Source organism: Nocardia sp. JCM 34519.1 (assembly GCF_020361265.1).
In the GTDB taxonomy this organism is placed as follows: domain Bacteria; phylum Actinomycetota; class Actinomycetes; order Mycobacteriales; family Mycobacteriaceae; genus Nocardia; species Nocardia arthritidis_A.
Genome location: NZ_JAIRBR010000028.1, coordinates 1 through 26636, shown reverse-complemented (window position 1 = coordinate 26636; position 26636 = coordinate 1). Strand labels below are relative to the sequence as shown.

The 26636-nt window shown below is 67.2% G+C and carries 25 protein-coding genes; 20 read left to right on the top strand and 5 right to left on the bottom strand.

The annotated features are described in order from the left end of the window. The first annotated feature begins 29 nt into the window (after nucleotides 1-29). Genes LGY53_RS39340 through LGY53_RS39290 form a run of 11 tightly spaced genes read left to right on the top strand, consistent with a single transcriptional unit; the run spans nucleotide 30 to nucleotide 14073 of the window. Nucleotides 30-1328: a hypothetical protein gene (locus LGY53_RS39340; RefSeq protein WP_225731769.1), complete on the top strand. Its 1299-nt coding sequence runs from the start codon at nucleotides 30-32 to the stop codon at nucleotides 1326-1328. Continuing rightward, nucleotides 1325-4222 carry a hypothetical protein gene (locus LGY53_RS39335; RefSeq protein WP_225731768.1) on the top strand — a complete coding sequence of 966 codons (2898 nt, stop codon included), beginning with the start codon at nucleotides 1325-1327 and terminating at the stop codon, nucleotides 4220-4222. Before LGY53_RS39340 ends, LGY53_RS39335 begins: the two co-directional genes overlap by 4 nt. Further along, a complete protein-coding gene (locus tag LGY53_RS39330) occupies nucleotides 4219-4719 on the top strand; it encodes a hypothetical protein (protein WP_225731767.1) in 501 nt (166 codons plus the stop codon). The genes LGY53_RS39335 and LGY53_RS39330 overlap by 4 nt, the downstream gene beginning before the upstream one ends. A 33-nt stretch (nucleotides 4720-4752) precedes the next feature. Beyond that, nucleotides 4753-5127 carry a hypothetical protein gene (locus LGY53_RS39325; protein ID WP_225731766.1) on the top strand — a complete coding sequence of 125 codons (375 nt, stop codon included), beginning with the start codon at nucleotides 4753-4755 and terminating at the stop codon, nucleotides 5125-5127. Beyond that, nucleotides 5115-6761, top strand: a complete 1647-nt coding sequence (locus tag LGY53_RS39320) for a hypothetical protein (protein WP_225731765.1) — start codon at nucleotides 5115-5117, stop codon at nucleotides 6759-6761. Before LGY53_RS39325 ends, LGY53_RS39320 begins: the two co-directional genes overlap by 13 nt. Next, nucleotides 6758-7099, top strand: coding sequence for a hypothetical protein (locus tag LGY53_RS39315; protein WP_225731764.1), 342 nt, complete (start codon nucleotides 6758-6760; stop codon nucleotides 7097-7099). Before LGY53_RS39320 ends, LGY53_RS39315 begins: the two co-directional genes overlap by 4 nt. 13 nt (nucleotides 7100-7112) lie before the next feature. Beyond that, complete coding sequence (locus LGY53_RS39310; RefSeq protein WP_225731763.1) at nucleotides 7113-7505, top strand: hypothetical protein; 393 nt, start codon at nucleotides 7113-7115, stop codon at nucleotides 7503-7505. Further along, the gene (locus LGY53_RS39305; protein ID WP_225731762.1) at nucleotides 7502-8812 is read left to right on the top strand and encodes a baseplate J/gp47 family protein; all 1311 of its coding nucleotides are present in this window, start codon (nucleotides 7502-7504) and stop codon (nucleotides 8810-8812) included. Before LGY53_RS39310 ends, LGY53_RS39305 begins: the two co-directional genes overlap by 4 nt. Continuing rightward, nucleotides 8809-12780: a LamG-like jellyroll fold domain-containing protein gene (locus tag LGY53_RS39300; protein WP_225731761.1), complete on the top strand. Its 3972-nt coding sequence runs from the start codon at nucleotides 8809-8811 to the stop codon at nucleotides 12778-12780. Before LGY53_RS39305 ends, LGY53_RS39300 begins: the two co-directional genes overlap by 4 nt. 3 nt (nucleotides 12781-12783) lie before the next feature. Beyond that, the gene (locus tag LGY53_RS39295; protein WP_225731760.1) at nucleotides 12784-13428 is read left to right on the top strand and encodes a hypothetical protein; all 645 of its coding nucleotides are present in this window, start codon (nucleotides 12784-12786) and stop codon (nucleotides 13426-13428) included. A 15-nt stretch (nucleotides 13429-13443) separates the two neighbouring features. Continuing rightward, the gene (locus LGY53_RS39290) at nucleotides 13444-14073 is read left to right on the top strand and encodes a hypothetical protein (RefSeq protein WP_225731759.1); all 630 of its coding nucleotides are present in this window, start codon (nucleotides 13444-13446) and stop codon (nucleotides 14071-14073) included. Nucleotides 14074-14165: 92 nt separating this feature from the next. Here LGY53_RS39290 and LGY53_RS39285 read toward each other — a convergent pair whose 3' ends face one another. Continuing rightward, a complete protein-coding gene (locus LGY53_RS39285; protein WP_225731758.1) occupies nucleotides 14166-14429 on the bottom strand; it encodes a helix-turn-helix transcriptional regulator in 264 nt (87 codons plus the stop codon). Nucleotides 14430-14506: 77 nt separating this feature from the next. Here LGY53_RS39285 and map point away from each other — a divergent pair, with 77 nt between their 5' ends. After that, nucleotides 14507-15274 carry a type I methionyl aminopeptidase gene (gene map / locus LGY53_RS39280; protein ID WP_225731757.1) on the top strand — a complete coding sequence of 256 codons (768 nt, stop codon included), beginning with the start codon at nucleotides 14507-14509 and terminating at the stop codon, nucleotides 15272-15274. Between the two features lie 12 nt (nucleotides 15275-15286). Here the strand turns inward: map and LGY53_RS39275 are convergent, their stop codons facing one another. Continuing rightward, nucleotides 15287-16006, bottom strand: coding sequence for a glyoxalase (locus tag LGY53_RS39275; protein WP_225731756.1), 720 nt, complete (start codon nucleotides 16004-16006; stop codon nucleotides 15287-15289). Between the two features lie 104 nt (nucleotides 16007-16110). On the opposite strand from LGY53_RS39275, the gene LGY53_RS39270 reads away from it, so the two are divergent. Both LGY53_RS39270 and LGY53_RS39265 read left to right on the top strand, forming a co-directional pair. Beyond that, a complete protein-coding gene (locus LGY53_RS39270) occupies nucleotides 16111-16659 on the top strand; it encodes a PadR family transcriptional regulator (RefSeq protein WP_225731755.1) in 549 nt (182 codons plus the stop codon). A 30-nt stretch (nucleotides 16660-16689) separates the two neighbouring features. Then, complete coding sequence (locus tag LGY53_RS39265) at nucleotides 16690-17070, top strand: PPOX class F420-dependent oxidoreductase (protein ID WP_225731754.1); 381 nt, start codon at nucleotides 16690-16692, stop codon at nucleotides 17068-17070. 3 nt (nucleotides 17071-17073) lie between these two features. Here the strand turns inward: LGY53_RS39265 and LGY53_RS39260 are convergent, their stop codons facing one another. Both LGY53_RS39260 and LGY53_RS39255 read right to left on the bottom strand, forming a co-directional pair. Beyond that, complete coding sequence (locus LGY53_RS39260; RefSeq protein ID WP_225731753.1) at nucleotides 17074-18453, bottom strand: metallopeptidase TldD-related protein; 1380 nt, start codon at nucleotides 18451-18453, stop codon at nucleotides 17074-17076. Next, on the bottom strand, nucleotides 18450-19976 hold the full coding sequence (locus tag LGY53_RS39255) for a TldD/PmbA family protein (RefSeq protein WP_225731752.1): 1527 nt from the start codon (nucleotides 19974-19976) through the stop codon (nucleotides 18450-18452). The genes LGY53_RS39260 and LGY53_RS39255 overlap by 4 nt, the downstream gene beginning before the upstream one ends. 199 nt (nucleotides 19977-20175) lie before the next feature. Here LGY53_RS39255 and LGY53_RS39250 point away from each other — a divergent pair, with 199 nt between their 5' ends. Beyond that, the gene (locus LGY53_RS39250; protein WP_225731751.1) at nucleotides 20176-20841 is read left to right on the top strand and encodes a TetR/AcrR family transcriptional regulator; all 666 of its coding nucleotides are present in this window, start codon (nucleotides 20176-20178) and stop codon (nucleotides 20839-20841) included. A 168-nt stretch (nucleotides 20842-21009) separates the two neighbouring features. Here LGY53_RS39250 and LGY53_RS39245 read toward each other — a convergent pair whose 3' ends face one another. Continuing rightward, complete coding sequence (locus LGY53_RS39245) at nucleotides 21010-21780, bottom strand: TSUP family transporter (protein WP_225731750.1); 771 nt, start codon at nucleotides 21778-21780, stop codon at nucleotides 21010-21012. An 85-nt stretch (nucleotides 21781-21865) separates the two neighbouring features. Here LGY53_RS39245 and LGY53_RS39240 point away from each other — a divergent pair, with 85 nt between their 5' ends. The 5 genes from LGY53_RS39240 to LGY53_RS39220 all read left to right on the top strand — a co-directional run bounded on the left by LGY53_RS39240 (nucleotide 21866) and on the right by LGY53_RS39220 (nucleotide 26367). Beyond that, complete coding sequence (locus LGY53_RS39240; protein WP_225731749.1) at nucleotides 21866-23050, top strand: histidine kinase; 1185 nt, start codon at nucleotides 21866-21868, stop codon at nucleotides 23048-23050. An 18-nt stretch (nucleotides 23051-23068) separates the two neighbouring features. After that, nucleotides 23069-23728 (top strand): response regulator transcription factor, encoded by a 660-nt coding sequence (locus LGY53_RS39235; RefSeq protein WP_225731748.1) that lies wholly within the window; start codon nucleotides 23069-23071, stop codon nucleotides 23726-23728. A gap of 85 nt (nucleotides 23729-23813) precedes the next feature. Next, nucleotides 23814-24299 carry an FxsA family protein gene (locus tag LGY53_RS39230; RefSeq protein WP_225731747.1) on the top strand — a complete coding sequence of 162 codons (486 nt, stop codon included), beginning with the start codon at nucleotides 23814-23816 and terminating at the stop codon, nucleotides 24297-24299. A gap of 74 nt (nucleotides 24300-24373) precedes the next feature. After that, nucleotides 24374-24613, top strand: coding sequence for a ribbon-helix-helix domain-containing protein (locus LGY53_RS39225; RefSeq protein WP_167475673.1), 240 nt, complete (start codon nucleotides 24374-24376; stop codon nucleotides 24611-24613). Nucleotides 24614-24771: 158 nt separating this feature from the next. Then, the gene (locus LGY53_RS39220) at nucleotides 24772-26367 is read left to right on the top strand and encodes an amidohydrolase (protein ID WP_225731746.1); all 1596 of its coding nucleotides are present in this window, start codon (nucleotides 24772-24774) and stop codon (nucleotides 26365-26367) included. Nucleotides 26368-26636 lie beyond the last annotated feature (269 nt).

Genomic DNA, 26636 nt, shown 5'->3' with positions numbered 1-26636 from the left:
TCCAGGTCCACGAGGAAAGGAGAACCGTCATGCCATCCGGAACACCCGCATCCGACGCTCGGCCGAAGCGCGGACTGCCGACAACCGCGCAGGTCGACATCAAGGTGCGGATCGTCGGGTCGCCCACCGCCGCGGACCTGGACAAGTTGACGACCGCGATCGCGAAGCGGGTGCGCAGGCAGCTCGACGCGGCGCATCGAGGGCTGCCCACCGGCGCGAAGGCGGCGAGCCGTGCGATTCCCGCACCGGAGTCCGTTGCCTCCGGAGTGCCGCACAGCGACTATGCCGATGCGAAGCGCGCGGATCTGGCGGCTGTCGCCCGGTCTACCCGTCAGGGTGACTACGCGGATGCCAAGCGGGCGGATCTCGAACTGCTGCAGCGGCAGCGCGAAGCCGGGCAGGCGGCCGCCCGGAAGGCGGAGGATAGGCGCGCGGCCAAGCGGCGTGAGATCGAAAACCTCATGGGCACTTCGTATCCCGCGCTCGTGCTGGCGTTGGGTTTGGGGCCGTCGGAGATCGATCCCTTCGAGTTGGAGCGTGTTCTCGCCGCGGCGGGGGTGTTGCGGCTCGGCCGCGATATCTCGACCGACGACCCGCACGTTGTCGGCCGGAAGACGGTGCTGGACGAGGTGCTCGAACCCGATCCGTACTCGGCGGAGCGGCTGTACACGACCGGGCGGGTCGGCACCGCGGCCGAGGTCGCCGCGGCGCAGGAGCACGGCCGGGCGGAGGCGCTCGGGATCATCAAGCGGGGTTTGTACGCGGCGGGACAGGCGCGGCCGGGTAGTGCGTCGGAAGGTCTGGTGTCGCCGCGATCCGGTACCAGGTATTACGGGAAAACGCCGACTTACGAGGTCCGGCCGGGGCCGATCAAGGATGACATTCCGCCGTACGCCGGATTGCTGCCGCCACCGCCGCTGCCGCCCGGAGAAGTGAATCAGAACCGTGGCTTCCAAAGAGAAATCGCGGTCGCACGGCTATGGGGTGGAACTCTCGCCTGGAGCCGGATTCGCAAGGACCTGAGATTGGAGGATTTGCCGGTTCGTTTCACCCGCCCGAATGGCCAGTCCGACGTCGTGCATGTCGATGTGATCGGACCGAATGGCGAACTGGCACTGGTGGGAGGCGCGGGGAAGGCGATCAATGTCGCCGACACGATCAAGGTGGTGGCGAAGCTGAAACTCGCCGCGGCAGAGCGTGGCGTCGCCGGTGTCGCCTTCTTCGCGCGCGACACGCCACAGGAGGTGCTGGACAAGGCGATCAAGCATCTGGGGCCGGACAACGTTCGGCTGTACGACGACCCCGAGTATCAGGAGCCGCCGCGATGAGCCCCAATTCGGCGAATCCGCAATCGGTTTCGATCACCTTCACCGGTTCGCAGGCCGCGGAGAATCTGCGCGGCCTGCAGGGGGCGATCCGGCGCGGAATCCAGCTGGCCGTAGCGGATTTCGAGCGCAGCCGACGCAAACACGTTGTCGTACAGGACCTGGGCAGGATCTACAGCGGACGGCTCCCGGTGACGCCGGTGCTCGCCCTCGGCCGGAGCCTGCCGTACTGGATCAAGGCCGGTGGCTATCTCCAGGTGGAGACCGACAACGCGGTGGCCGCGGTGACTTGGGGCCGGTTCCTGTTCGGCGAGCGGGGCTTCGTCGTATTCGCCAAACCGCACGAGCCGGGTCGTTTCATCGTCCGGGCGCTCATCGCGCCGTTGCACAAGAAGGATTTCGGTGATCCGTTTCCGGCCGTGAGCCACGAGCCCGGCCACGCCGGAACGGCGACAACGACCTACGGAGCCATCTTCGTCGCCGATTCCGATGCCATCCTGGTTTCGACCGCCGACGACTTCCGGTACTACCGCGATCATTTCGCGAGCGGGCCGACCGATTTGGCGGAGGAGAACATCGAACGCCTGCTCACCGATCCCGCCGCTTTCGGGGCGCCCACCGAGGCCGAGATGGGTGAGATCCTCAGTGCACAGACCGGCGAGCATGCCACGGATCTCGATATCGCGCATATCGTTGTGGCACTGGATCGTTCGGTGTTCGCGACGATCCCGATCGACGATCGCCGCCGCTATCTGCGCGCGCTGACCAAGGTCGCGGGCAAGGCGCTGAGCGGTGTCGACAGCGAGCAGCTGGCGGCGGCGCTGGTCGAGCTGATCGCATCCTGCGCGTCGAAGGTCGAGATGGAGGCGCTGCTGGCGCCGCTCGTCGCGGAAGGTCTGCTGCCGAAGTTGTTCGCGGAGTTCGACAAACCGGTACTGCGCCTGTTGCATGCCGTGGGATCGCACCTGCCGAGAACACCGCTGGAGCCGAGGAAGCTCTGGGACATCGTGGTCTACAACCTGAATCATCCACTGTCCGGGCTGAATCCGGCTGAGGCGGCCGGCACCGCCTACGACTGGGCCCGCAGCACCGCGAGCAGCCTCGGCGATCTGCCACTGCTGCCCGCCGAACTGATCTCGAGCGCGCCGGGACTGTACAGGTTGTTCAAAACACTGTCGAAAGCGCTTGGGGTACTTCCCATTCCGGTTCCCGGCGTACCACCGATCGTCTTTCCGCCCGACCCGGCGGCGCAGACCGAGATCCGTTTGCTGCTGTCGCGCACCGGTGAATCCGGGCAGATCGCGATGCTCGGACTGGAATATATCGAGGGGCTCACCGGTGCGGCGGGCGCGCTCTCCTCCGCCCTGATGCGCCGGGTGATGCGGGTGATCCTGCTGGAAATTCTGGCGGCATATCTGACCGGGTCGCCGGGCGCACGCGCCGCCGAGATAGCGAAAAGGGTTGCCGCGCAAGTACGTTTGGTCGAGGTGCTGGCGGGCGCGGCCAAGCTGGCCGATGTGGCCGAGGCGGGCAGGCTGATGTGGCTGCTGCCGGAGTCGATGGCAGGCGAGGTCGCCAGGCTAGCGGAGCTGATGGCGGCCGGATCCGAGAAGGCGCTCATCGCGAGCGCGGAGGCGGACCGGGTGGTGACCGGGCTGCGGATCGCCGAGGTGATCGAGACCAAGGCAGGCCGGGCCACCGAGCTGGCGGAAGACGTCGCGGCGGGCGCGAAACAGGTAATCGAGATCGTCGACCGGGCGCCGTCCTGGTCCGGCGACGCCGCCCACGCGCTACTGAAAGGTATGGCGGGAGAGGATGTTTCGGCCCTGCTGCGGATCGCGGGCCGGCTCACCCCGGCCCAGCTGGGCGAACTCGGTCCCGAATTGCTTGCACGAATGTCGGGCGCGAAGGGGGCGCTCGAATTCACGATCGACGCGGGACCCCGCGCGTTTGTGGTCACCGCGCGCGAATTCGGCACCAGCGCGGCGAGATACGAGCGGTTCCTGGCCAAGGTCGTGGAGGCGAAGAAAGGCCTCGGTCCGCAGGAGTATTACGAACTGGTACAGCGATTGTCCAAGGGTGATCTCGCCACATTCGCCGACGCAGAGTCGCTGGCCGGGGTCACGGCGCGCGCGAATCCCGCGGCCCCGGCCTCGGAATCGGTGATCCGCGAGGTCGAACAGGCCATCAGCGACCAGCCGACGAGCGGTTTCGGCCCCGGCAACGAGGCCGCGACCGTGCGGCGATTGCGGGAGGAGGGACAGGAAGCCGGGAACGTGAACAGGCTTCGCTCGAACTTCCCGCTGATCGATGTCGCGGCGTCGGGCGAAATCGCCTCGGTGAAGGCGGGTTCGATGCCCTATTACCTGTCCTCGATGCTCGACCTCATCGCGCGGGGCGGGGTGCGCAACCTGAAGGTGGAGCAGTCCGCGCGGGCGATCGCCACCTTCCGTCGCGAATTGCAGCAGCTCGGCTGGTGGCCGAGGGCGCTGCGCAAGAACGCGTCGGTGAAATCGATCGCCGAGTACATCAATGGGCAAACCGTGCTGCGGATTCCGAGCGATCACGTGCTGCCCTTCCAGGAATACCTGGCCGCGGCGGCGCGCCGGAATCCGGCGCGGTTCGGGCTGAACGAGGGTCCCGATCTGGAGGCGCGGATCGCCGAATTGCTCGGCCGGGTGCGGCCTTCGGCCGTCACAAGCCAGGAACTCTTCGGCGCCAACGAGCGCGTTCAGGAAGCGGCGCGGGCCGTCGCCACCTTACTCGACCCGGCCGACCTCGTCGGCCCGACCGAAATCACCGGCCCCACAGAGCTTGTCGAGTCGGCCGCGGGTGATCTCGAACAGGCCGCCGAATCCCTACCGAAACAGATCATCCCGAAGGAGCCGAAGCAATGACGGCGCAACCAGTACTGATCGGCACCGTCCCGCTGCTGTACGTACAGAGCATCTCGATGACCGAGGGATATCAGATCCAGCGAATAGTCGACAGCTCGTTCCAGCAGGCGATCGCGCCGACCCGCAAGGCCATCGCCATCGAGGCGATGCTGCTCGGGCCGGAGCGGCTACTGCTGAAGAAGGAATTGGAGGCGCTGGCCCTGACCTCCCGGCTACTGGTCGCGGCGACCGCCAAAGCCCTTGGGGTTACCGGTATTCCGGTGGTATGCGGGTTGACGATCAGCCTCGACATGCAGATCACCGATCTGCGTTTCACCCAGAGCGCGGGCAAACGGGACGCGATCGACGTTTCGATCAGCCTCGAACATGTGCCGCGCAGTTCGATATCCGCCATTATCGGCGAGGTCGCCGATCTCGCGCTCGCCGCGGGCAGCGCCATATTCGCCGGTCCGGCCGCGCCCGCCGCGGTACCGGCCACGCCATCGGTGCCGCTGTGAGACGGCCATGAACCACCTTGTGAGGCAACCAAAATGACTCAATTCTCGTATCTGCGGATCCCCATCGATGCCGATCAGGGCTTCCCACAGGCGGTGCGGATCTCGTTCGGCCGGCGCAGCTATGTGGTGTCCAGCCGGGTCAATGTGACCGAAGAGAGCCTGCTGCTCGGCCACGATCCGCTGCGGCTGCCGCAGCGGGGCGCGTTCCTGGTGGTGGAGGTGTCGGCCGAGGAAGCGACCGGATCCCGGATGCTGTTCCGCCGCAAGGTTGTTCCGAACTTGGAGTACCAGGCAGAAGAACTGGCGCTGCTGTTCACCGATCTGCGTGTGCATCCGCTCAACCTCAATTCGGCAGGGGCGCACGGCTCCTCGGTGGTGGGAGGGATTGCGTCGCGATGGGATTCATAATCTGGTACAAGCTGGAATTCCGAACCGATCCGGCGGATGCCGCGCCGCTGCTGCGACTGTCGAACGATGTGTTGCAGAGCGCGATTCTGCTCGACGCTGCGGTCACCACATCGGCCAAACTCGGCCCGAACGCGACGGAATTCGACATCACGCTGTGGGATCTGCCGCAGGACAGCGCCACCGGCCTCGCCGAACAATCGCGGCGAGCGGCCGGGTCGAAGAAGCCGTTGCTCGTGGATATCAGCCTCGGCTATTTCGACGAGCCGACCACCCAGCAGGCGCCCATGTTGCGCGGGGCGATCACGGAGGTTCGCACCGAGGTCGCCGCCGACGGCAGCCTGCTGACCAAGATCAGAGGTAGGGAGCTGGCAAGTTATCTGCTGTTGAGCCAACCCTTTTCCTTCGACCGAGCGGGCGAGGTCGATATCGAGGAGATCCTGCGGAAGATCACGAAGGACACCGGCGTCGAGATCGGGCACGAGGGCGTCGCCGGGACGGTGCGGGACCGCACGATCTCGAATGGCAAGGCGCTCACCGCACTCGGCGTTATCGCGGTGGATCGGAAAGTGCCGCTGGCCGTGCGGGCGCAGAAGGCGGTGCTCGGCACCGTCAGCGATCCGGCCCCGCCGGCGCGGTTCACGACGGCCGCGGCGAACGTGGTCAGCAAGCGGCGCTGGGACAGCGGATCGCCGGATCCGCAGGCCGGCCCCGGCAGCACGACGCGCTACGAACTGACGGTGCTCGGCGATCCGACCCTGCAGATCGGCGCGAAGGCCATCCTGGACGGACTCGAAACGCACGATCTGCGAATCGAATCCGTCAAGCATCTGTTCAGCATGCGCGGCGGATATACGTGCGAGGTCACCGTGCTGGAGGCCGAGGCGGCCGCGCGACCGGAGGCCGCCGACGGGCCGCAGGCGGTATTCGACGGGTTCGCGTCGTTCACTCGTGGCCTGCTGGCCGACCACCCCAGCGTCGATGTCGGCGATATCGCCGAATACCGGAAGTCGGGTGACGGGGACAACGGCGGGCACCGGGCCACGCTGCACTACGGACAGCAGCGGGCGGCATCGAGCGTGGACGATCCGGTGGACAACCGGCTGCTGTTGCACGAGAAGCCGATGTCGTCCGTATTCGCTTGGGATAAAACGGGATTGATGGTGCCGGTCTATCCGGGAATGCGAGCGGTGCTGGTGCACAACGGCGGCGAGGTGAACGATGCCGTCGCCGCCGGGTTCCTGTGGTCGCGCAACGCGAATCATCAACCGCCCAAGAACGAGGTGGGGGATTACTGGCTGTGCCTGCCGACCCAGGTCTCCGATGGCAAACCGGAGGGCAAGGGGGTCAACGACCTCACGGACGCGAGCGGGCACCGGGTGGTGCAGGCGGTCGGGCTCGGGATCGAGATCGGCAATGGTGTGCTGCCCGATGTCGGCGAGCGGCCGATGCCGCCGACGGGCGAGACGCTGACCATCAAGCACGGTAAGGGAACGACCATCACCATCGCCGAGGACGGGGCCGTCACCATTGCCACCGATGGCGCGAAGGCGTCGATCACGTTGCGCGGCAGCGAGATAACGATGAAGGCCGACAGCATCAAGCTGGATGCCACGGCTGTGCAGGTGGGCTCATGACGAAAGTGCTTGTCACCAGCGTGAAGATGAAGTGCCCGCACGGGGGGACGATCACCATCACGTCGGGATCCACGATGAAGATCGCCGGTAATCAGGTAGTGCTGGCGGCGGACAGCGGAAACGCGAAGATCACCTGCCCGTTGTTGGCGAAGGGGGATCCGAATGCCTGCGTGACACTGGACGACTTCGCGGATGTTTCGACCGTACTCGAAGTCGACGGTAAGTCCGTTGCGCTCGCCGTCGCCAAGCCTACGACGAATACCAGGAACGCCGCCAAGGCGTCGCTCGGCCCGATCACCATCTCCGCCCCCGGCCAACAAATCCTCGACGCGAAGTAAGGAGGTAACGATCATGACGACAGAAACCGGCATCCGGCTCGACCACGGCGATATCGTGCTGGAGCGCGGGCAGATCGCCCAGGTCACCGGACTCGCCAATCTGGCGCAGGCGCTGGAGATTCGCGTGCTGACGCCGCTGGGCACCGATCGCTACGACACCCGATACGGCCTGGACTACAAATCCATTTTCACCGGCCCGGCCAGCGCACCCGAAATGCGGGACCTGGTCCGGCTCAATCTCGTTCGCACGCTGAGCACGGATGCACGGGTGCGCGAAATCCGCGACATACAGGTTGTCGATCCGAATCTCGACCCGCACCACCGGGTTTGGACGGTCGACGTCTCGATCATCGCCGCCGACGGCACACCGGCCGTGCTGAGGACAACCATAGGAGGGGGAGCATGACCGAATTCGGAGTCACCAACGACGGATTCGTCATCAAAGGGTTCGCCGAAATCCTGAAATCCGCGCAGCAGCGCGCGATCGAGGCGTTCGGGCCCGATGTCGATCTCGGCGGCACCAGCGTGCTGACCAAAATCCTGCAGGCGACCTCCGATGAGGACGCCATGCTCTGGCAGCGGTTGGAGGATGTCTACTACAGTCAGTTCGCCTCCACCGCAACGGGAGAAGATCTGAACCTGCTCGGCACGGATGTCGGGCTGCCGCGCGAGTTCCTGTTCGCCGAGGGCGATGCGCAGCTGACGATCGTCGGTGCCGAACCAGGCCGCGACTATGTCCTGCCGGAAGGCACTGTGCTGCTCGACAAGTCGACGCCGCCCAACACCTTCTACACCACGGCCGCCGTGACGCTCAGCGCGAAGGTGACGTCGGCGACGGTGCACGCGCGTGCCTTCATCGGCGGCGGTGGGTCGAATATTCCCGCGCAGCAACTGGATCGCGCCGATCCTGACTATCTCGTCGCGCAGCTGAGGTTCCCGTCGACCGTCACGATCAAGGCGGTGAACCCGGTCAGGTTCAAGGGCGGTGAACTTCAGGAGGACGACACCTCTTACCGGGCAAGGCAACTCGGCTTTCCGCGCGATATGTGGACGCTGCAGAGCGTGCGTGCCGCGGTATTGCGGGTGCGCGGCGTCACCGATGTGCTGCTCTCCGACGCGCTCGGCGGTGTCGATGTCACGCAAAGCAGGTTCCAGACGTTCAGATTCGGTGAGCGGCCCTTCAGCGCCGAACGCAAATTCGGCGAACCCTATTTCTTCGATGTGGTGGTCGCGCACGAATTCGTCCGGCCGTGGCGGACCGTCGGCCAGGTCACGGGCATTTACGAGCAGGTCAAGGCGCAGGTGGATCTGGTGCGCCCAGTTGGCGTATATCCCAACATCATCGAGGCCGATCACATCGAGGTCGGGCTGCGCGCCACCGCCATCATCGAGCCCGGGCAGGATCCCAACTCGCTGCATGCGGCGCTGCTCGACCGCCTTTCGCAGAGCGTCGACGCGCTGCGGCTGGGCAGTGATGTGGTGTTCTCCCAGGTGATGCGGCTGCTGGTGGAACAGCCAGGCGTGCTCGACGTGCGCGACCTGCGGTTGCGCCGGTTCCCGCCCGCTTCCGACCCGCACGCGCTCGGGCCGGATTCGGCGCCGCCGCAGCCCATCGAGGTCGGCTTCGGGGAGAACCTGTCCCTCGGCCCCACCGAGATCGCCCAGTTCCGGCAGGACAGCGGTCTCATCGATCTGCAGGTGGTCGCGCGATGACGAATCTCGGATACCAGCCCGCGGTCGAGCGGATGGCGGGCACGCTCACCACCCCGTTCGCGGCAGGGGCGGATCTGTTCGAGCTGGTGCTCTCCGAGCGGGAACCGTTGCCGAACAATGATTTCGAGCCGTACGACTTCGCCGAGCATCGGGCGCGGTTCGGTACCGAACCGCGGATCCGGTACGTCGCGACGGCAATCGCGGACCTGCCGGTAGATGTCACGATGACGGTCGGCTACAAGGTGCCGGGTGACGAACGGGACGTCTCCCTGGTTTTCCCGGCAGGTACGCCCGCGGGTGCCTCCAGGCTGATCCCGCTCGGTGACGATACCGCAAAGGCGTTGCTGGACAACGTTGAACTGCGGGTACCACAGGGGGAGGCCAATGTCGGGGTGGTCGACCACTTCCGTTTCACGGCCCTGCTCGGCGATCTCGCCGCGCTGCTGTGGGTGCTCGGCGGAGACCGGGATATTCTCGCGGCCCAACTGACAAAGGTACGCAGCCAACGGTCGGTCGAGAATGCCACCGGGCTGTCACTGGATTTGATCGGCTCCGACCTCAGTATCCCCCGATTCCCGCCGCTGCCGTATGGTTTCGCCGCCGAAACGATCGCTCTATACCACTTGGACGATACGGCGGCCGGTTCCACCGTGCTCGACGCGATGACGATGTACACCGGTCCTGGCACCGGCCATCCCGGCACCAGGAACGCGAGCGTCGTCGCCGGTGCCGACGGCCGGTTCGGGTCGGGAATGGGTTTCGCCGCATTTTCCGAGATCGCGATCCCCGATCACACCGATTTCGCGCTGCCAGCCACGGCGGGTTTCACCGCCGAATGCTTCGTCCGGCCGGCGATGGGCGATTGGCACGGTGCGGTGCTGTCGAAGCATGTCGATACGGTCGATCAGACCAAACCGGGCTGGAGCCTGCACATCGGCAAGTTCGGTCGCGGGCTCGACCGCAATGTGCAGCTGCTGCTGTCGGACGGCACGAACAAGGTGGAACTGTACGCGGACGTCTCACTCATGACCGACCGGTTCCAGCACATCGCCGCGGTGCTCGACCGCGAGCGCGGGCTGGCCCGGCTGTATGTCAACGGTGTCGCGGTGGCGAGCAAACCGGCGAATATCGGTGTGCTGACCAATAATTCACCACTGCGGATCGGCTTCGGCGATCCGGGGGCGAATGGCTTCTACGGGTCGGTGGACGAGGTGCGGATCTCCCGCGGCGCGCTCAGCGGGTTCGCACCGGTGCTCGGTGAGGACGACGACAGCTACCGACGTCGGCTCACGCTGTTCCGGCGCTGGAATCTGCCGACGCCCGCGAATATCGCGAACGCGTTGAACGAGACCGTCGGTCCGATCAATGACGTCTTGCGCCCGATCACCGTGTCGGACGCATTCGTTCGGACACCGGTCGGGTCGCGTACCGTCAAGGTCTGGCCGACGGCGATCTCGCCGGGCGAGTCGGTCGACGCGCTGGGCAGATACAACACCACCGAAGCGGAGGTCTGCGGCAGGATCGCCGACGACCAGTTCGATCCGCGCTGGCTGGTCGATTACAGCGACGCCTTCGTCGACTTCGCCGGTAGCGAACGGCGGATCCGGTTGCCGCTGCAGCGTTATCTCGATGCGCTGGTCAAGCTGGTTTTCCCGCTCCAGTCTTTCGCGAGGTTGACGGTTTCGCCGTATGACCCGAATGCGACGGACCTGCGCGCCGTCGGTCGCGCGGTGGTACTGCGGCACGCCGAGATTCCGGCGGGAACACTCGCCGCCCTCGCGCTGCGGGCCGGATTCTCCTGGGTGCGACACCGTGCGGACACCGACGACGTGTACGCCTCGATCTCCGACAAGTCCTCCATCCAGTCGAGCTGGGCGCCCTACGAGGATGTACTCGAAATCGGCCTCGGGACAGCTCCGGTCAGTGTGCTGCCGCCGCCGCCAGCCGAGGCGACCGTGCGGTGGTCGATCCTGCAGGCCGGTCCTGGCCGGGCCGAATTGGTCGACGATGTGAACACCGGTCCACAGGTCACCGTCCAAGGTGTGCACACGGGCGTGGCCACGCTGGAAGTCGAGGTGCGGCTCGGCGGGAAGACGTACTCCGCGATCCAGCGGTTGAAAATGGGCCCGGCGGAATTTCCGCCGGATAGCATCGGCGTCGGTCAGTCGATCGGAGCGGACGGCACGCTCGGCGTCGACGAATCGGTAGCCGGAACCGCCGCCGACGGCGCCTACTCGCCGGATTACCTTGTCGCGGTTAATGATCCCTGGCTACAGATCACGGTGCCCGGCTCCAATCGGATGCAGGCGAATGTCGCGGCCTGTCTCGGACGAGTGCTCGACCAGACCAGCTTCGGGCCGCAACCGCTGCCACAGGTTCGGTTGGTCACAGGCTGGACGCCGAACGGCAGCGGCCTCGACGCGGTCGGCCGTGCCCTCACGCTGGCGCCGGCGGTGCCGGAACTGTCGCTGGCCAGACTGGCGAGGATCGCGCATGGTGCCGGCTTCGACTATGTCGAGAACACCGGAACTGTGATCCGGGTCGCGCAGCGCGCCGGTGAACATCTTGCGATCACCGGTCCGGCCGCGGTGGACGAGGGTGCCACCGCTTCGTTCGCGATGCCGCGTCACGACAACCCGGTCGGCGCCGTGCTGGCGGGGAAGGTCCTGTGCACTGTCGGGCAGGGGAGTTCGACGGTTTCGCTGCTCGACACCACCAGCGGTGCGCTGCTCGGGACCGTACCGGTGGGACAGTCGCCGGTTGGTATCGCCGTAAGTGCCGATCAGAAAACGGTTTTCACCGCGAGCGGCACCGATCACACCATCACCGCCTTCGGTATCGGCTCACCGGCCAAGGTGACGACCGGACCCGCGTTATCCGCGGCGCCGCTGGCCATTGTCGGACATCCGACCAAGCCGTTGCTGGTGGTACTGCTGCCGACTCAGGTCGTCACCGTCGACGCAGGCACGCTCGCCGTTGTCAACCAGTGGACAATTCCCGGTTCGACCGCCGGAAAGGCGTTGGCGCTCAATTCGACCGGCACAACAGCGTTTGTAGCCTGCGACGACAAAACGCTGCGCGCCGTCGATATCGATACGATGACCGCCGGTGCGGTATCGGCACTGCCCGCCGCTCCGATCGCCATCGCGGTGACCAGTACGAGGGCCTATGTCATCGTTGTCGTCCCGGCCAGTCCCGGCAGGGGTGTCGAGGTCGATATGGTGATAGTCGACCTGGCGAGCCGTGCGGTAGTGCGGACGGTTTTCATCAATGCCAACGAACCGCGGATCGGTGTCGACGAGTCCGCGGGGACTGTGTACATCGGCGATGGGGTCTATGACGCTGTTCCGACCTACAACCTCGACGGTGATTTCAGGGGCCCGATCTACGCGCTCGATATTCCTGGTAAGCCGGTGGCCATCATCCCATCCGGCACAAGGGTTTTCGTACTGTTGCGTGGTGAGATCGGACGTGGTCGATCCGACACGGTCATCGTCCTGACCCCCGGCCCCGCCCAGCGGGTGATCGCACGGTGGCCGGTGGCGCCCGCCGGCGGTAATCGGTTGGTCTGGTCGGTGCGTGGCGCCGATCCGGGCGCCGCCCATCTCGACGGCTCCACCGGTGAACTCGCCCAACTCACCGGCGATCACGCGGGCACAGTACAGATCCGGGCGCGCGCACCCATCGAGAACGGCAATCCGCCGTACACCGTCGTGATCGGGCTCGACCAGAAGCTGCTGGATGAGGAGAAGCCGGGTAAGCCCGTCGTCGTCCGTCGCGATCAATACGAGCGACTCATGAACGTGCTCAACGAATTACATCCGATCGGCGTGGAATTCAACACCAAGGCGATCCGCGACCACGTGGTGGAACTGCGCACGGGACAACTGGATTCGCTCCCGGCCTACACCTATCCGACGTACCGCCTGCGTGGTCAGCACCTCGCCCGGCCCATTCGAAAGGACTGATCGATGCCCTTCAACATCAGTTTCACCAGAACCTTCAAACACAAGCCGTGGGTGGACAAGGTCGATCGCGTCGACGCCGGCGGTGAGAACGGTTTCAATATCCGTTTCAAGGCATTGGAATTCGACCTCGATGTGCTGCACGACCGGTTCAACGACATCAGCACGGCATTGAATGTCGTCGCCGCGGGCGGGGGACCGGACCGGACGATCACCGTGCCGCCGCTGTTCATTTCGCTGGGTCCTACCTCCGGTGCGGCGTCCTGGGATCTCGGCGATTATCGCGGTGGCGCCCGGGGCGATGCACACAAGACCGGCAGCGCGCTGGTGACCGGTGTGGTGCCGGTTCAGCTGCCGCAGGTCGGCACGCTCACCTCGTTGACCGTGACGGGGACCAGCAATGGGTCGAGCAAGCTGCAGGTGGCGCTGTCCCGATTCGGCATGACGGGCCTGAACGCGATGCTCGCCGTGGCCGAGATCCCGGAACAGCATGGGGGCGTGCCCTATTCGGTCACCACGCCGGTCGCCGCCGGGTTCGGCGCCATCGATCCGGCCTGTTCGTACGCGATCATTGCCAGCGCGGAGGCGGGTTCGGATCCGACGGACTACGTCGACATCACGTCGTTGCAGATCGCCTACCAAGGTCACTGAAAAAGGAAGCGCGCCATGGCCTTCGACATCGAATTCACTCGCACGTTCCGACACCATCCGTGGGCCGATCAGAAAGACCTGGTGGTCGCCGACGGTACCGAAGGATTCAATATCAGATTCAAGGCATTGGAGGCCGACCTCGACACCCTGCGCGATCGTTTCGCGGATGTCGGGGTCGCACTCGATTCCGTGGTCGCGCCGAAAGCGGACCGAATACTAACCGTCACACCGTTTTTCGCGCCCGTCGACCAATTCCCTTGGTACCTCGGTCAGGTCGGCATCGCGAAGCGCGACCCGAGCAGCACCTCCGGCCCCGGCCAGGTCAACGGCGTGCTGCCGGTTTCAATGCCGCCTTCCGGGACGATCGCTTCGCTCCGGGTGGTCGGGAGCGGCGCGTCCAACGGGCCGGTCACCGTCCGGCTGCTGCGCTCGGATCCGCAGGGCCGCATAACCGAGGTCGCGAAGGTTCAGCCGCCGCCGACACCGAACGGCGACACCCCTTTCGACGTCACCTCCCCGGCCAACCCCGCCAACGCCACCATCGATCCACTGTCGGTCTATGTCATCACCGCCGAATTCGTCAGCCGCGTCAAGGATGAGCTCATGCAGATATCCGGCCTGCAACTGCTCATCAAACCAAGCTGATCCGCTGCTCGGCATCGGCTCTGGACCGCGCGATGTCTCGCCATCACCCAGCCGGGCTGAAAACCCGGCCCGGCCAGGAAAACTCAGCCCGCTCAGGCCGATTGGGCAAGCCCCGCGGAACACCAGATGTCGGCGAGATCATCCAGCGGAAGCCGCAGGACCTGGCTCAATGCCACCACCGTGCCGAAGGCGGGCGAGGGCAGCCTGCCGGTTTCGATCTTGCGCAGCGTTTCCGGGGAGATGTTGGCGGCGTGCGCGACCTCGGCGAGGTCCCGGTCGCCGCGGCCCGCGCGCAGTGCGGCGCCGAGGCGGCGGCCCGCCTCGACCTGGGCGGGGGTGAGCGGCAGACGAACCATGGCACACAGGCTACGGCTGGTATTTAAATACCGCAAGCGGCTATGCTGGTATTAAAATACCGAAGAGTGGAGTGGGCATGGTGGAGTTGAAGAGCCGCGACGAGATCGAGCGGATGCGGGTGACGGGGCAGTTCGTCGCCGAAGTGCTCGCGGAGCTGCGGGCCAAGGCGCGGGTCGGGGTCAACCTGCTCGATCTGGAGGCGCATGTGCGCAATAGGATCGCGCTGCGCGGCGCGGTGTCCTGCTATTGGGATTACGCGCCCTCGTTCGGGCGTGGCCCGTTCCGCAACACCGTCTGCCTGTCGGTGAACGACGCTGTGCTGCATGGGCTTCCGTTCGACTACGCGCTGCGCGACGGTGACGTGCTCACCATGGATCTCGCCGTCGCCATCGACGGCTGGGTGGCCGATTCGGCATCGACCGTTGTGGTCGGCACGGCCGCCGAGGCCGATCTGCGGCTGGTGCGGGCCACCGAGGAGGCGCTGGCCGCCGCCATCGCGGTCGCGGTGCCGGGCAACCGGATCGGCGATATCTCGGCCGCGATCGCCGCCGTCGCAAGCGATTACGGATATCCGGTGAACACCCAGTTCGGCGGGCATGGGCTGGGCCGGACGATGCACGAGGATCCGCACGTATCCAATGTCGGCAAGCCGGGACGCGGCTTCAAGCTGCGCTCCGGCCTGACCATCGCGATCGAACCGTGGTTCGCCGCGACCACCGACCAGATCTACACCGATCCGGACGGGTGGACCATCCGGTCCGCGGACGGGTCGCGGACCGCGCATTCCGAACATACGGTGGCCATTACCGAGGACGGGCCGCTGGTGCTCACCGCGGCCGCGTGAATCGGTTGTGGCTCAGCGTGATTCGTTGAGCCAGGCGGCGAGTTCACCGGCCGCGTCCAGTTCGTCGGCGACCGTCGCCCGCTCCGAGCCGGTGAGCTCGATTGCCGCCAGCCGTTCCCGATATTCCGCGGCGCGCTCGGAATCCTCTGCGGCCACGGCTAATTCGGTGAGCGCCGCGTAGGCGCGGGCCCGGTCCACCGCGCTCGCCTCCCCGCCGAAGCGGCCGAGCCCGACCTCCAGTGCTCGCGTGGCCGCCGCATCGTCGTTCTTGAAGTCGCGCAGGATCCGCGCGTTGTCGAGAACCCGTGGCAGGCCGCTCAATTCGCGGGAACCGCCGTATTCGACCTCCAATGGTTCGTCGCGCTGAACGTAGATCAGATAGTTGCCCGCCGGGTCGGTGAGGGTGAATCTGCTTTGGCCGTCCCGGAATCGGGTGATTCGGGGTATGCCTTTGGTGGGCACTTTGCCGTAGTGGGCGCGTAGAGCCGCCGTGAATTCGCGGTGTCTCGCCGCGATGTCGTCGACGAAGACGACGCAGCCGGTCAGCTCCGGCGGGGGTGGCTGGTTCTTGTGTCTGTCGGCGAAATGAAGTGCGCCGCCGTTGGCTTCGGCGATGGCATACACATAGGGCCGGGTCTGTTCGTAGACCGTTCGGTAGCCCAGCGCCCGGTAGAAGGCGAGTGTCGCGGCGAGTTCGCCGCTGTAGAGGATCGGAGCGGTGGTGTCACCCATGCGTCTCCCACTGTAATCAAATTTGACTAGATGAAGGTAGGCGGCCGACCGGCGGAAGTCAAGTTTGAGTAGTATGGCCGGATCACTGTCGACGAAGGAGTGCGATGCCCGCCGTCCGGCTGCTCGTCCTCGGCGTGCTGCGGCTGCGCCAACCCGCCCACGGCTATGCGGTGCGGCGCGAACTGCTGACCTGGCGCGCCGAGACCTGGACCAATGTGAAACCCGGCTCGATCTACCACGCGCTCAAACAGCTGACGCAAGAAGGGAATCTGAGCTCCCTCGGCCCGCGGGACAGCGATCGCGGACCCGCGCACACTTTATTCGCGGTGACCGAGGCGGGTGAGGCGGAATTCCGCAGGCTGATGGATGAGGCGCTGGTGAGCGTCGATATGGAGGAGCTCGGCGCGGCGATCGCCTTCATGGACGCGCTGCCGCGGGCGCACGTCATCGCGAAACTGCGCGAACAGCAAAGGCGCAGTAGGGAAGTCCGCGACGACCTACTGGCCATGGTGCCGAACTTTCCCGGCCGTGACTCGGCCCCGCACACCACGGATCTACTGGAGCTGTGGAGCGGGGTCTTCGACAATCTCACGAATTGGACCGCCGGGGTGATCGCCCGCCTGGAGTCGGGCGAATACCACATGGCCGAATGACGCGTGCGGCCCGGCCGATATCCTGCCCTGATGACCTCTGCGCTCGGACCGCTCGGCTCGGCCGACTACGTGCTGTTCACCACCTATCGCAAGGATGGAACGCCGGTCGCCACCCCGGTGTGGGCGGTGGCCGACGACGGCAAACTGTACATCTGGACGGTCACCGACAGCTGGAAGGTGAAGCGGTTGCGCCGCAATCCCGCGGTGACCGTGCAGCCGTGCAATGTCGCGGGCAAGCCGCGCGGCCCGATCGTCGCGGGCACGGGGCGGGTGCTGGACGCCGCGGGGACGGCGCGCGTGCGAAAGCTGCTGATGCGCAAGTACTTCATCCTCGGACCGGTCACGATCCTCGGCAGCTTCGTGCGGCGCGGCCGGTCGGGCACCGTCGGCATCGAGATAACGCCGCAGTAGCGCCTAGGTCGCCTGACTCACCGATGACATGTGGAAGTCCGGAATCCGCAACGGCGGCATGGCCGTTCGGGTGAACCAGTCCTTCCATTCGCGCGGCAGGGCCGGTTCGGTGGCGCCCGCCTCGGTGGTGCGCCGCAGCAGGTCGATCGGGCTCTCGTTGAACCGGAAGTTGTTGACCGCGGCCGTAACCGCGCCGTTCTCGACCAGATAGACGCCGTCCCTGGTGAGTCCGGTCAACAGCAGCGTCGCCGGATCCACCTCGCGGATGTACCACAGCGTGGTGAGCAGCAGACCGCGCTCGGTGCGCGCGATCATCTCGTCGAGCGTGGCCGCCGAGCCGCCGGTGAGCAGCAGGTTCTCCCCGGGAACCGTTGTGCTGGCGCCGAATTCGGCGGCCGTCGCGCGCGGGTACACCAGCGCGTCGATCACGCCGTCGCGCACCCAGTCGACGCGCTGCGTCGCGAGGCCGTTGTCGAATACCGAAAGCGATTCCGACGACGCGTCGACGGCGACGAACGGCCGGTACTCCAGCCCCGGCGCGGTGGGATCGCTGTAGAGGGTGAGCGGAATATCGGTGAGCCGCTCACCGATTCGGGTGCCGCCCGCCTTGGCGAAGGCGTTGTGGCCCTCCTGCGCGCCGCGGCCCTCCATCGTCCACATCATGTAGATCATCAGATCCGCGACGGCCGAAGGGGGCAGCAGGGTTTCGTATCGGCCCGCGGGCAGGTCCACCCGGGTCTTCGACCAGTCGAGGCGGCGGGACAGCTCGGCCAGCATGGCGGGCACGTCGATGCCGGTGAAGTTCGGCGTGTTGACCCCGACCCAGGCGCTGGCGAGATCGCTTCCCGCACCGCGCTTTCCGTTGATCTCCACCGAACCCGTCGGCTGCGCGAACCGGCGGCGGACGCCGGTGGAGGTGCCGAGCCAGGTGGTGTGCACCTGATGGTGGGCGAATCCGTAGAGCCGATCGGCCCCGTCGAAGCCCTGGGCCAGATCGCCCGCCAGGCCGGAGAATACTTCGATGCCGGTGCGGCCGGGTTCGGCGGCCCAGTCCGCGTCCGGTGCGCCGTCCGGATCCAGCAGCGGCATCGCGTCTTTCGCCGGTTCGGCGGTGCGTCCGGCCGTCTCGCTGGCCCGCACCACGGCCTCGATATCCGCCGGATCGACGCTGGTGGACCGAATGCTGCCCACCCGTGCGGAATTCGGGCCGTCGCGGAAGACCGAGATCGCGGTCCACTCGCGCGAGACGGCGGAACCGTTGGTGGTCATGGAATTTCCGGCCCAACGCAGCGAGGCGTCGTATTTGTCGGTGACGAGCACGATCGCCTCGTCGGCCCGCGACAGCTTCAGCGCGCGCTCGACGACCTCGCCTGCCGGGATCACTGGCCCGCCTCCGTCCTGGTGTTGAGAATGTTGATGCCGCGCACCAGGATCGACGGGCAGCCGTGGCTGACCGCGGCGACCTGGCCCGGTTGCGCCTTACCGCAGTTGAACGCGCCGCCCAGCTGCCAGGTGGAGGCGCCGCCCACCGCCTCCATTGCGCCCCAGAAATCCGTTGTGGTGGCCTGATACGCGACGTCGCGCAGCTGACCGTCCAAGCGGCCGTTGCGGATACGGAAGAACCGCTGGCCGGTGAACTGGAAGTTGTAGCGCTGCATATCGATCGACCACGACCGGTCGCCGACGATGTAGATGCCGTCGTCCACCCGGGAGATGAGCTCCTCGGTGCTGGTGTCGCGCACCGGATCCGGTTGCAGCGAGACGTTCGCCATCCGCTGGATCGGCACGTGATGCGGGGAGTCCGCGTACGAGCAGCCGTTCGAGCGGGGCAGGCCCAGCCGCGGCGCGAAAACCCGGTCCAGCTGGTAGCCGACGAGGATGCCGTCGCGCACCAGATCCCACTGCTGTCCGGCGACGCCCTCGTCGTCGTAGCCGACGGTGGCCAGCCCGTGCCCGACCGTCCGATCCCCGGTGACATGCATGATCGGCGTGCCGTACTTCAGCGTCCCGAGTTGGTCGGGGGTGGCGAAGGAGGTTCCGGCATAGGCGGATTCGTAGCCGATGGCGCGGTCGTATTCGGTGGCGTGGCCGATGGACTCGTGGATGGTGAGCCACAGGTTCGTCGGATCGATCACCAGATCGGTGGGGCCCGCGATCACGCTGGGCGCCTTCACCTTTTCCGCGAGCCAGGCCGGGATCTGCGCCAGTTCGCCGCCCCAGTCCCAGGTTTCGTCCGCGCCCGTGACGTACTCCCAGCCGCGACCTGCGGGCGGGGCCAGCGTGCGCATGGTCTCGAACGCGCCCGCCGCGGGATCCACGGTGACGGCCTCGAATTGGGGGTGCAGGCGCACCCGCTGCTGGGTGATCCGTGACCCGGCGGTGTCGGCGTAGAAGGTCTGCTCCTTGACCTGCAGCACCGATCCGGTGACGTGGTCCACGCCGTCGGCCGCGGACAGCCGTCCCGAATAGTCCTGCAGCAGTGCGACCTTGTCGGCGGTCGGCACGTCGAACGGGTCGACGGCGTAGTCGGAGACCCAGGTGGTGTCGTATGTGGGTTCGGCGGCCAGCGCGACGCGCTCCCGGTTCAGCGCGCGCAACGTCTTCGCGACGGTCACCGCCCGCGTCGCCACCTCGGCGGCGGTATCGGGGGTGAGTGCGGCATGCGAGGCGAAACCCCAGGTGCCGTCTACGATCACTCGTACGGCGAAACCGAGGTCGGTGGCGTTGGTGATCGACTCGACCCGCCCGTCGCGCAATCGGATCGACTGGGTGACGAGCCGGTGCACCCGCAGGTCGGCATGTTCGGCGCCGGCGACGCGGGCGGTCGAGAGCGCGGCGTCGGCGAGCAAGCTCAGTGGCAGCGCAAGGAAATCGGCGTCCACATCCCTGGAAGTCGCGGTGGTCACCGTGAATACGCTAGTCGCCCCGCCGGCGACGGTGCGCCGCGGTCTCCGAATACACGCCGTGCGACTTTGCACCGCGTGCAACTATGCATGAAATGCGCAGTGGCACAGCGTGCTAACGCGGGCCGTTCGGCCGGGTGCAGCGGCGCGCGCGAAACTCCGCCTACCGCAACTGCGTTGCCGAATGCCGTAGGGTGCCCGCGTGCCGCCATCCGCCCTCCGTGACCGAAAAAAGGACCGTACCCGCCGCGCCCTGCTCGAGGCAGCCGTCGAGCTGTTCGAAACCAGAGGCTATGAGGCGACGACGGTGGCCGATATCGCCGCCGCCGCCGAGGTCGGCACCCGCACCTTCTTCAACTACTTCGCCAGCAAGGAAGAACTGCTCTTCCCGGAGCCGGACGAACGGGTGCGGGCCGCGGTCGCCGCCATCGCGAGCCGCCGCTCCGACGAGCGGCCGGTGGAGGTGCTGTTGCGTGCGCTACGCGCGGCGGGCGACAACCCGGGCGACCATCTGGTCGACGATCTCGGCGCGCGCATCGCCGGTGTGCGGGCGCAGGTTTCGCGTACGGTGCCCGCGGTGAGCGGCCGCGCGGCGCACGCGCAGCTGGTCGCCCAGCGCGAGATCGCCAGGCAGCTGCACGCCGCGTTCCCGCAGGAGTTGGACGAGGTCGGCGCCGCCGCACTGGTCGGCGCGGTGGTCGGCGCCGTATCCGGCGCGCTGACCGTGCTGTTCCAGGGGCCGCACGCGGGCGCGGAGGACGGGGAGCGGCTGCACCGCCGCATCCACGAGACCACCTCCCGGGTGCTGCAACCCTGGTTGTCCACCACGTGCACGCACGGTGAGCACTCCCGGTCCACGCCCATGTAGCGGCGATGCTCGCGCGCTACGCAGCAACAGCGGAGCGAGTCTTACGAGCGACGTTCGCGGCCCGTCTCGTGTTCCAGCGGTCGAAGTGCATGCGCCGCAGGCGCTAGTCTCGACCGCTGGAACACGAGACTCCCCAGGGCCGCGAACAGCCGCGCGGAGCGCGGCAAATCAGGCACTGTATTGCTGCCAGCCCAGTTTGACCACCATCACCACCACCACGATGAGCAGCACGGCGCGAATGAACTTCGCGCCGTTGCGCATCGCCATATGCGAGCCGACGATCGATCCGGCGATATTCATCGCCGCCATGGTCAGGCCGAGCGCGAACATGATGTGCCCGGTCGCGCCGAAGTAGATCAGCGCGCCGATATTCGAGCCGCAGTTGATCACCTTCGCCATCGCGGCGGCGCGCACGAATTCGGTGCCGAGCATGGTGGCGAAGGTGATGATCAGGAAGGTGCCGGTGCCCGGCCCGAGCAGGCCGTCGTATCCGCCGATGAGCCCGGCGGCAAGTCCGATCACCAGCAGCGTCTTGCGCCGGGTCGGGGGATGGGTCGCCATGGTGACGCCGATGGACGGCCGCAGCGTCACGAAGACGGCGACGCCGGCCAGCACCACCATCACGATCGGGATGAACAGGCTCTTATCGATCAGTGAGACCGCCGCCGCGCCGACGGCCGCCGTGAGCGCGGCGATTCCGGCCGCGGGCAGCATGATTCGCCACTGGATCGGCACCTTTCTGGCGAAGGTGAGTACGGCGGCGCCGGTGCCCATCACGGACGAGAGCTTGTTGGTGCCGAGCGCGGTCTGCGGCGCTATGCCGGGCATCACCAATAGCAATGTCGGCAAGACGATCAACCCGCCACCGCCGACCACCGCGTCGACCCATCCCGCCCCCGCCGTCGCCACCAACAAGACTGCCCAGTCCGTAACACTCACGCGGCAAGACAATCAGACCTGGGACGACCACCCCAGAACCAGGGCGCGGCAGCATCGGTGTCATCTGCGCATTTAGGCTTGTCACGTGCGCCGTTTCAGCCTGTGGCTTCGCGAGAAGCCCATGATCACCGATGCCTTGCTGGCGCTCGTCGTATTCCTGTTCGACCTGGTCGCCATGGGCGACAGCAAACAGAAGGCGGTCTATCTCGTCACCGGGCTGATGCTGGTGGTTCCGCTGGTATTCCGTCGCACCTACCCCCGCGCGACGGCGATCGCGCTGCTCGCGCTGTCCATGGTCGTGGCCTGCGTCGGCTACCTGTTCGATATCCGCGGCGTACAGCATCCGGCGCTCATCGCGCTCGGCATCGCGCTGTATACGCTGGTCGCGTATGTCGGCAGGCGCGAAGGACTGTGGTATCTGCTCGGGCTGATCCTCGCCTACGTCGCGGCGTACGGATTGGTCTCGGTGCCCGACGGTGGCATGGATATCTTCGTCACCGCACTCCTTTACGCGCTGTGCTGGACGCTCGCCGAATTCGTCGGCGCCCGGCACGCGTACGACGCCGAGGTCGCGGCCCGGCTCGCGGTGGCCGATTACGACCGGGAGCGTCGGGCGCACGACGCCGTCGCCGCCGAACGCACCCGCATCGCCAGGGAACTGCACGATGTGGTCGCGCACGCGGTGAGCGTGATCATCGTGCAGGCCGACGGCGCGCGGTACGCGCTGCGCCAGAACCCGGACGCGGCCGAACAGGCGCTGGCCACCATCGCGGGCACCGGCCGGGAGGCGCTGCGCGAGCTGCGCCGCACCGTCGCGCTGCTGCGCACCGAACACGCGCCGGATCAGCTGCCGCAGCACGGCACCGCCGGACTGGCCAAGGTCGTCGAGATGATGCGCGGCACCGGGCTCGCGGTGGAACTCGAGATGACCGGCCAACTCGACGAAATACCGCCCGAGGTGAGCCTCGGCGTGCACCGCATCGTGCAGGAATCGCTGACGAATACGCTGCGCCACGCGGGCGACCATCCGATGGCGTGGGTGCGAGTGTGGCGGCGCGACAACGAGGTTCGAATCGAGGTCGTCGATTCCGGCGGGGTGCCGATGCGCGCGCTGGCCAACGGCGACCGGATCCAGGGCAGCGGGCTGGGACTGGTCGGCATGCGGGAACGGATCGCGGTACTCGGCGGAAATATGGAGGCAGGCCGCTGCCCGGACGGTGCGTGGAAGGTCACCGCGACCATTCCGCTCGCGCCGGAGAACCGCGAATAACCCGATAGATTGGGTGCCGTGCCGATCACCGTACTCGTAGTCGACGACCAGGAACTCATGCGCATGGGGCTGAAAATGGTGCTCGGCGCGCACCCCGACCTGGAGGTGATCGGCGAGGCCGCCAACGGTGCGGAGGCCGTCGCCCGCGCCGCCGAACTGCGGCCCGACGTGGTGCTGATGGATGTGCGCATGCCGGTGGTGGACGGGGTGACCGCCACCGGCCGCATCATCGAGGCGGGTGACGGCGTCCGGGTGCTGGTGATGACCACCTTCGACCTCGACGAGCACGCGCTCGGCGCGCTGCGCGCGGGGGCCAGCGGATTCCTGCTGAAAGATACGCCGCCCGAGGATCTGGTCTCCGCGATCCGCAGCGTCGCCGCCGGGGACGCCGTCGTCTCGCCGAAGGTGACCAAGCGGCTGCTGGACAGGTTGATCGCCGAGGATCCGGGCCGCACCCGGGATCCCGGCGTACTCGACGTGCTGACCGCGCGGGAACGCGAGGTGCTGGAACAGATCGCGGCCGGGCGATCCAATGCGGAGATCGCCGAACAGCTGTTCCTCTCCGAGGCGACGGTGAAGACGCACGTCGGCCGGGTGCTGACGAAACTCGGTCTGCGCGACCGAGTTCAGGCCGTCGTGCTCGCGTACGAGACCGGGCTGGTGCGGCCCGGCGGGTGACCCGCTCAGCGAGTTATCAGGTGAATCCGGGAGAAAAATCGCGGCGCGCGACGTTGGAACGGGTAGATCGTCCGAAAGGATCGCCATGCCCGCCCTGCTGTTCGTCCTCTACGTGGTCGTCGAACTCGCCGCGCTGTTCGCCGTCGGCGCCTGGCTCGGCGTCGTACCCGCCATCCTGCTGCTGATCGCCGGATCGGCCACGGGCATGCTGCTGATCGGCTCGCAGGGCAGGCGGGTGTTCGAACAGTTCCGCCGCGCGGGCCGCGGCGAGATCCCGCCGGGCACCGCGGTCGCCGACGGCGCGCTGGTGGCGGCGGGCGGATTCCTGATGTTCGTGCCCGGCCTGGTCACCTCGGTGGCCGGACTGCTGTTGCTGCTGCCGCCCACCCGATTCCTGGTGCGGCCGCTCGTCACCGCATTCGCCGCACGCCGGTTCGGCCGGTTGGTGACGGCGAGCGTCCCGTACCGCGGCGTGGTGATCGACGGCGACGAGATCGTCGACGCCACCGTGGTGCGCGAGTACTACGACGACGGCCAGGGCAACGCGCACCGCGCCATCGGCCCCGCCTGAGAAAAAACCGGACACCTCGGACAACCGCGAGTTGCGCTCTCGCTTATGCCATCCGGCGGGACTATCGTTCCTGCGTGGCCACCACACAACTCACCATCACCGTGGACGAGGAGCTGGCCGCAACCGTCAGGCGCGCGGCCGAAACCTCTGGACAATCGATCTCCGGATTCGCCGCCGCTGCCCTGCGATTGCGACTCATCGCGATGGACACCGGCACCACGCCGGTAGCCGCTCATACCCGCAGCTGTGATTCGTTGGCGTACAACGACGTTGTGGCGCTGCTGGCGCTGCCCTGTGACGAGAGCACCGGGTGAGGTAGGTCCTGCGAGGCGGCGAGATCGTCCGGCCGCGTCGGGTTGGTCGGATCGCCCCAGATCGGCTCGAGGTGCGTCGGCCCGGCCGGATGGTGTGGCTCACGTCGAGGACTACCGCATGCCGCCTGTGAACCCGGGCGCTGGCAGACTGATCCATCGTGAGTACCCAGTTGCTGGTCGGCGGTCGGATCTACAGTTCGAGTTCACCGGATGCGACGGCGATGGCCGTCACCGACGGAACCGTGGTGTGGCTCGGCGCGGATCAGCCGGGACGGGCACTGCACCCCGACGCCGAGATCATCGAGCTCGGCGGGGCGTTCGTCGCACCCGCGTTCGTCGATCCGCATGTGCACGTCACCGCGCTCGGCTTGGAGCTGACCGGGCTCGACCTGTCGGCGGCGCGCTCGCTCGCGCACTGTCTGGAACTGCTGCGCGACTACGCGACCGCGCATCCGGACGGCACCGTTCTGGGTGACGGCTGGGACGAAACCACCTGGCCGGAGGGCAGGCCGCCGACGCTCGACGAGATCGACGCCGCGGTCGGCGCGCGGCACGCCTACCTGTCGCGGATCGACGCGCATTCGGCGGTGGTGTCCACCGCGTTGCTCGATGCGGTGCCCGGCGTCGCCTCGGCCGCCGGATTCACCCGCGGCGAGCCGCTGCGGGCCGAGGCACACCACCTGGTGCGCGCCGCCGCGCTCGCGGAAACGACTCGCGCGCAACGGGATCGGGCCCGCCTGGCCGCCCTGGATCAGGCCGCCGCGCAGGGCGTCGTCGCGGTGCACGAATGCGGCGGGCCGGAAATCGCCGGGCGCGAAGACATCCGGGAACTGCTCGCATTCCAGCACGGTGTGCAGGTGCGCGCCTACTGGGGCGAGGCCGTCCGCACCGCCGACGAGGCGAAGTCGCTGGTCGCCGAGCTCGGGGTGCACGCGCTGGGCGGCGATCTGTTCGTCGACGGTTCGCTCGGCTCGCGCACCGCCTGGCTACGCGACCCGTACACCGACGGGACTGGTTCCGGCACAAGCTATCTCGATGTCGACACGATCACCGCACATGTGCGCGCCTGCACCGAGGCCGGAATCCAGGCGGGTTTCCACGTGATCGGCGACGCGGCGATGGACGCGGTGGTCACCGGCTTCGAACGGGTGGTCGCCGAATTCGGCGGCCCGGCCGTCGCCGCCCGCGGCCACCGCGTGGAACACGCCGAAATGCTGGATGCCGAACAGATCGCGAAACTCGCCTCCTGGGGTGTAATCGCCAGTGTGCAACCGGGTTTCGACGCCGCTTGGGGTGGCACGGACGGTATGTACGCCGCCCGCCTCGGCACCGAGCGCGCCGCCGCGCTAAACCCGTTCGCCGCCATGGCCGCCGCGGGTATCGCGCTCGCGATCGGATCCGACGCCCCCGTCACCCCGCTGCATCCGTGGGCGGCGGTGCGCGCCGCCGTGAACCACCACAACCCGGCCCACGTGCTCTCCCCGCGCGCCGCCTTCGCCGCCGCCACCCGCGGCGCCTGGCGCGCGGGCGGCGTCCGCGACGGCATCGCGGGCACCCTCGTCCCCGGCGCCCCCGCCTCGTACGCGATCTGGTCTGCCGACGAACTCGTCGTCGCGGCCGCCGCCGACTCCGTCCAACGCTGGTCCACCGACCCCCGCTCCCGCGTCCCCGGCCTACCCCGCCTCGACCCGGAAGCCGCGCTGCCCAACTGCCTGCGCACCGTCCACCGCGGCGTCACGATCTACCAGGCGTAGCGGTTTCGCATCCGGCCTGAGCGGACAAAATCAGACGACTTCTGCGAGATTTCCGCCTTTCCCTGCTGATTTTGTCCGCCCAGGCCGATCGCATCGCTAGGGACGCGATTCCGCTTGCCAACGCACCGCGCGTCTAGGGCGTGTTTCGAAGTAGGTGATGGGGTGGCACCCCGGTAGCGGTGCCCCCCCCAAAATTTGTTGGGGGGAAGCTGTTTGCCGCGGTGGCATATGGGGGAGGTGTCCGGGGTTTGGGGGTATCGACCCAGCCA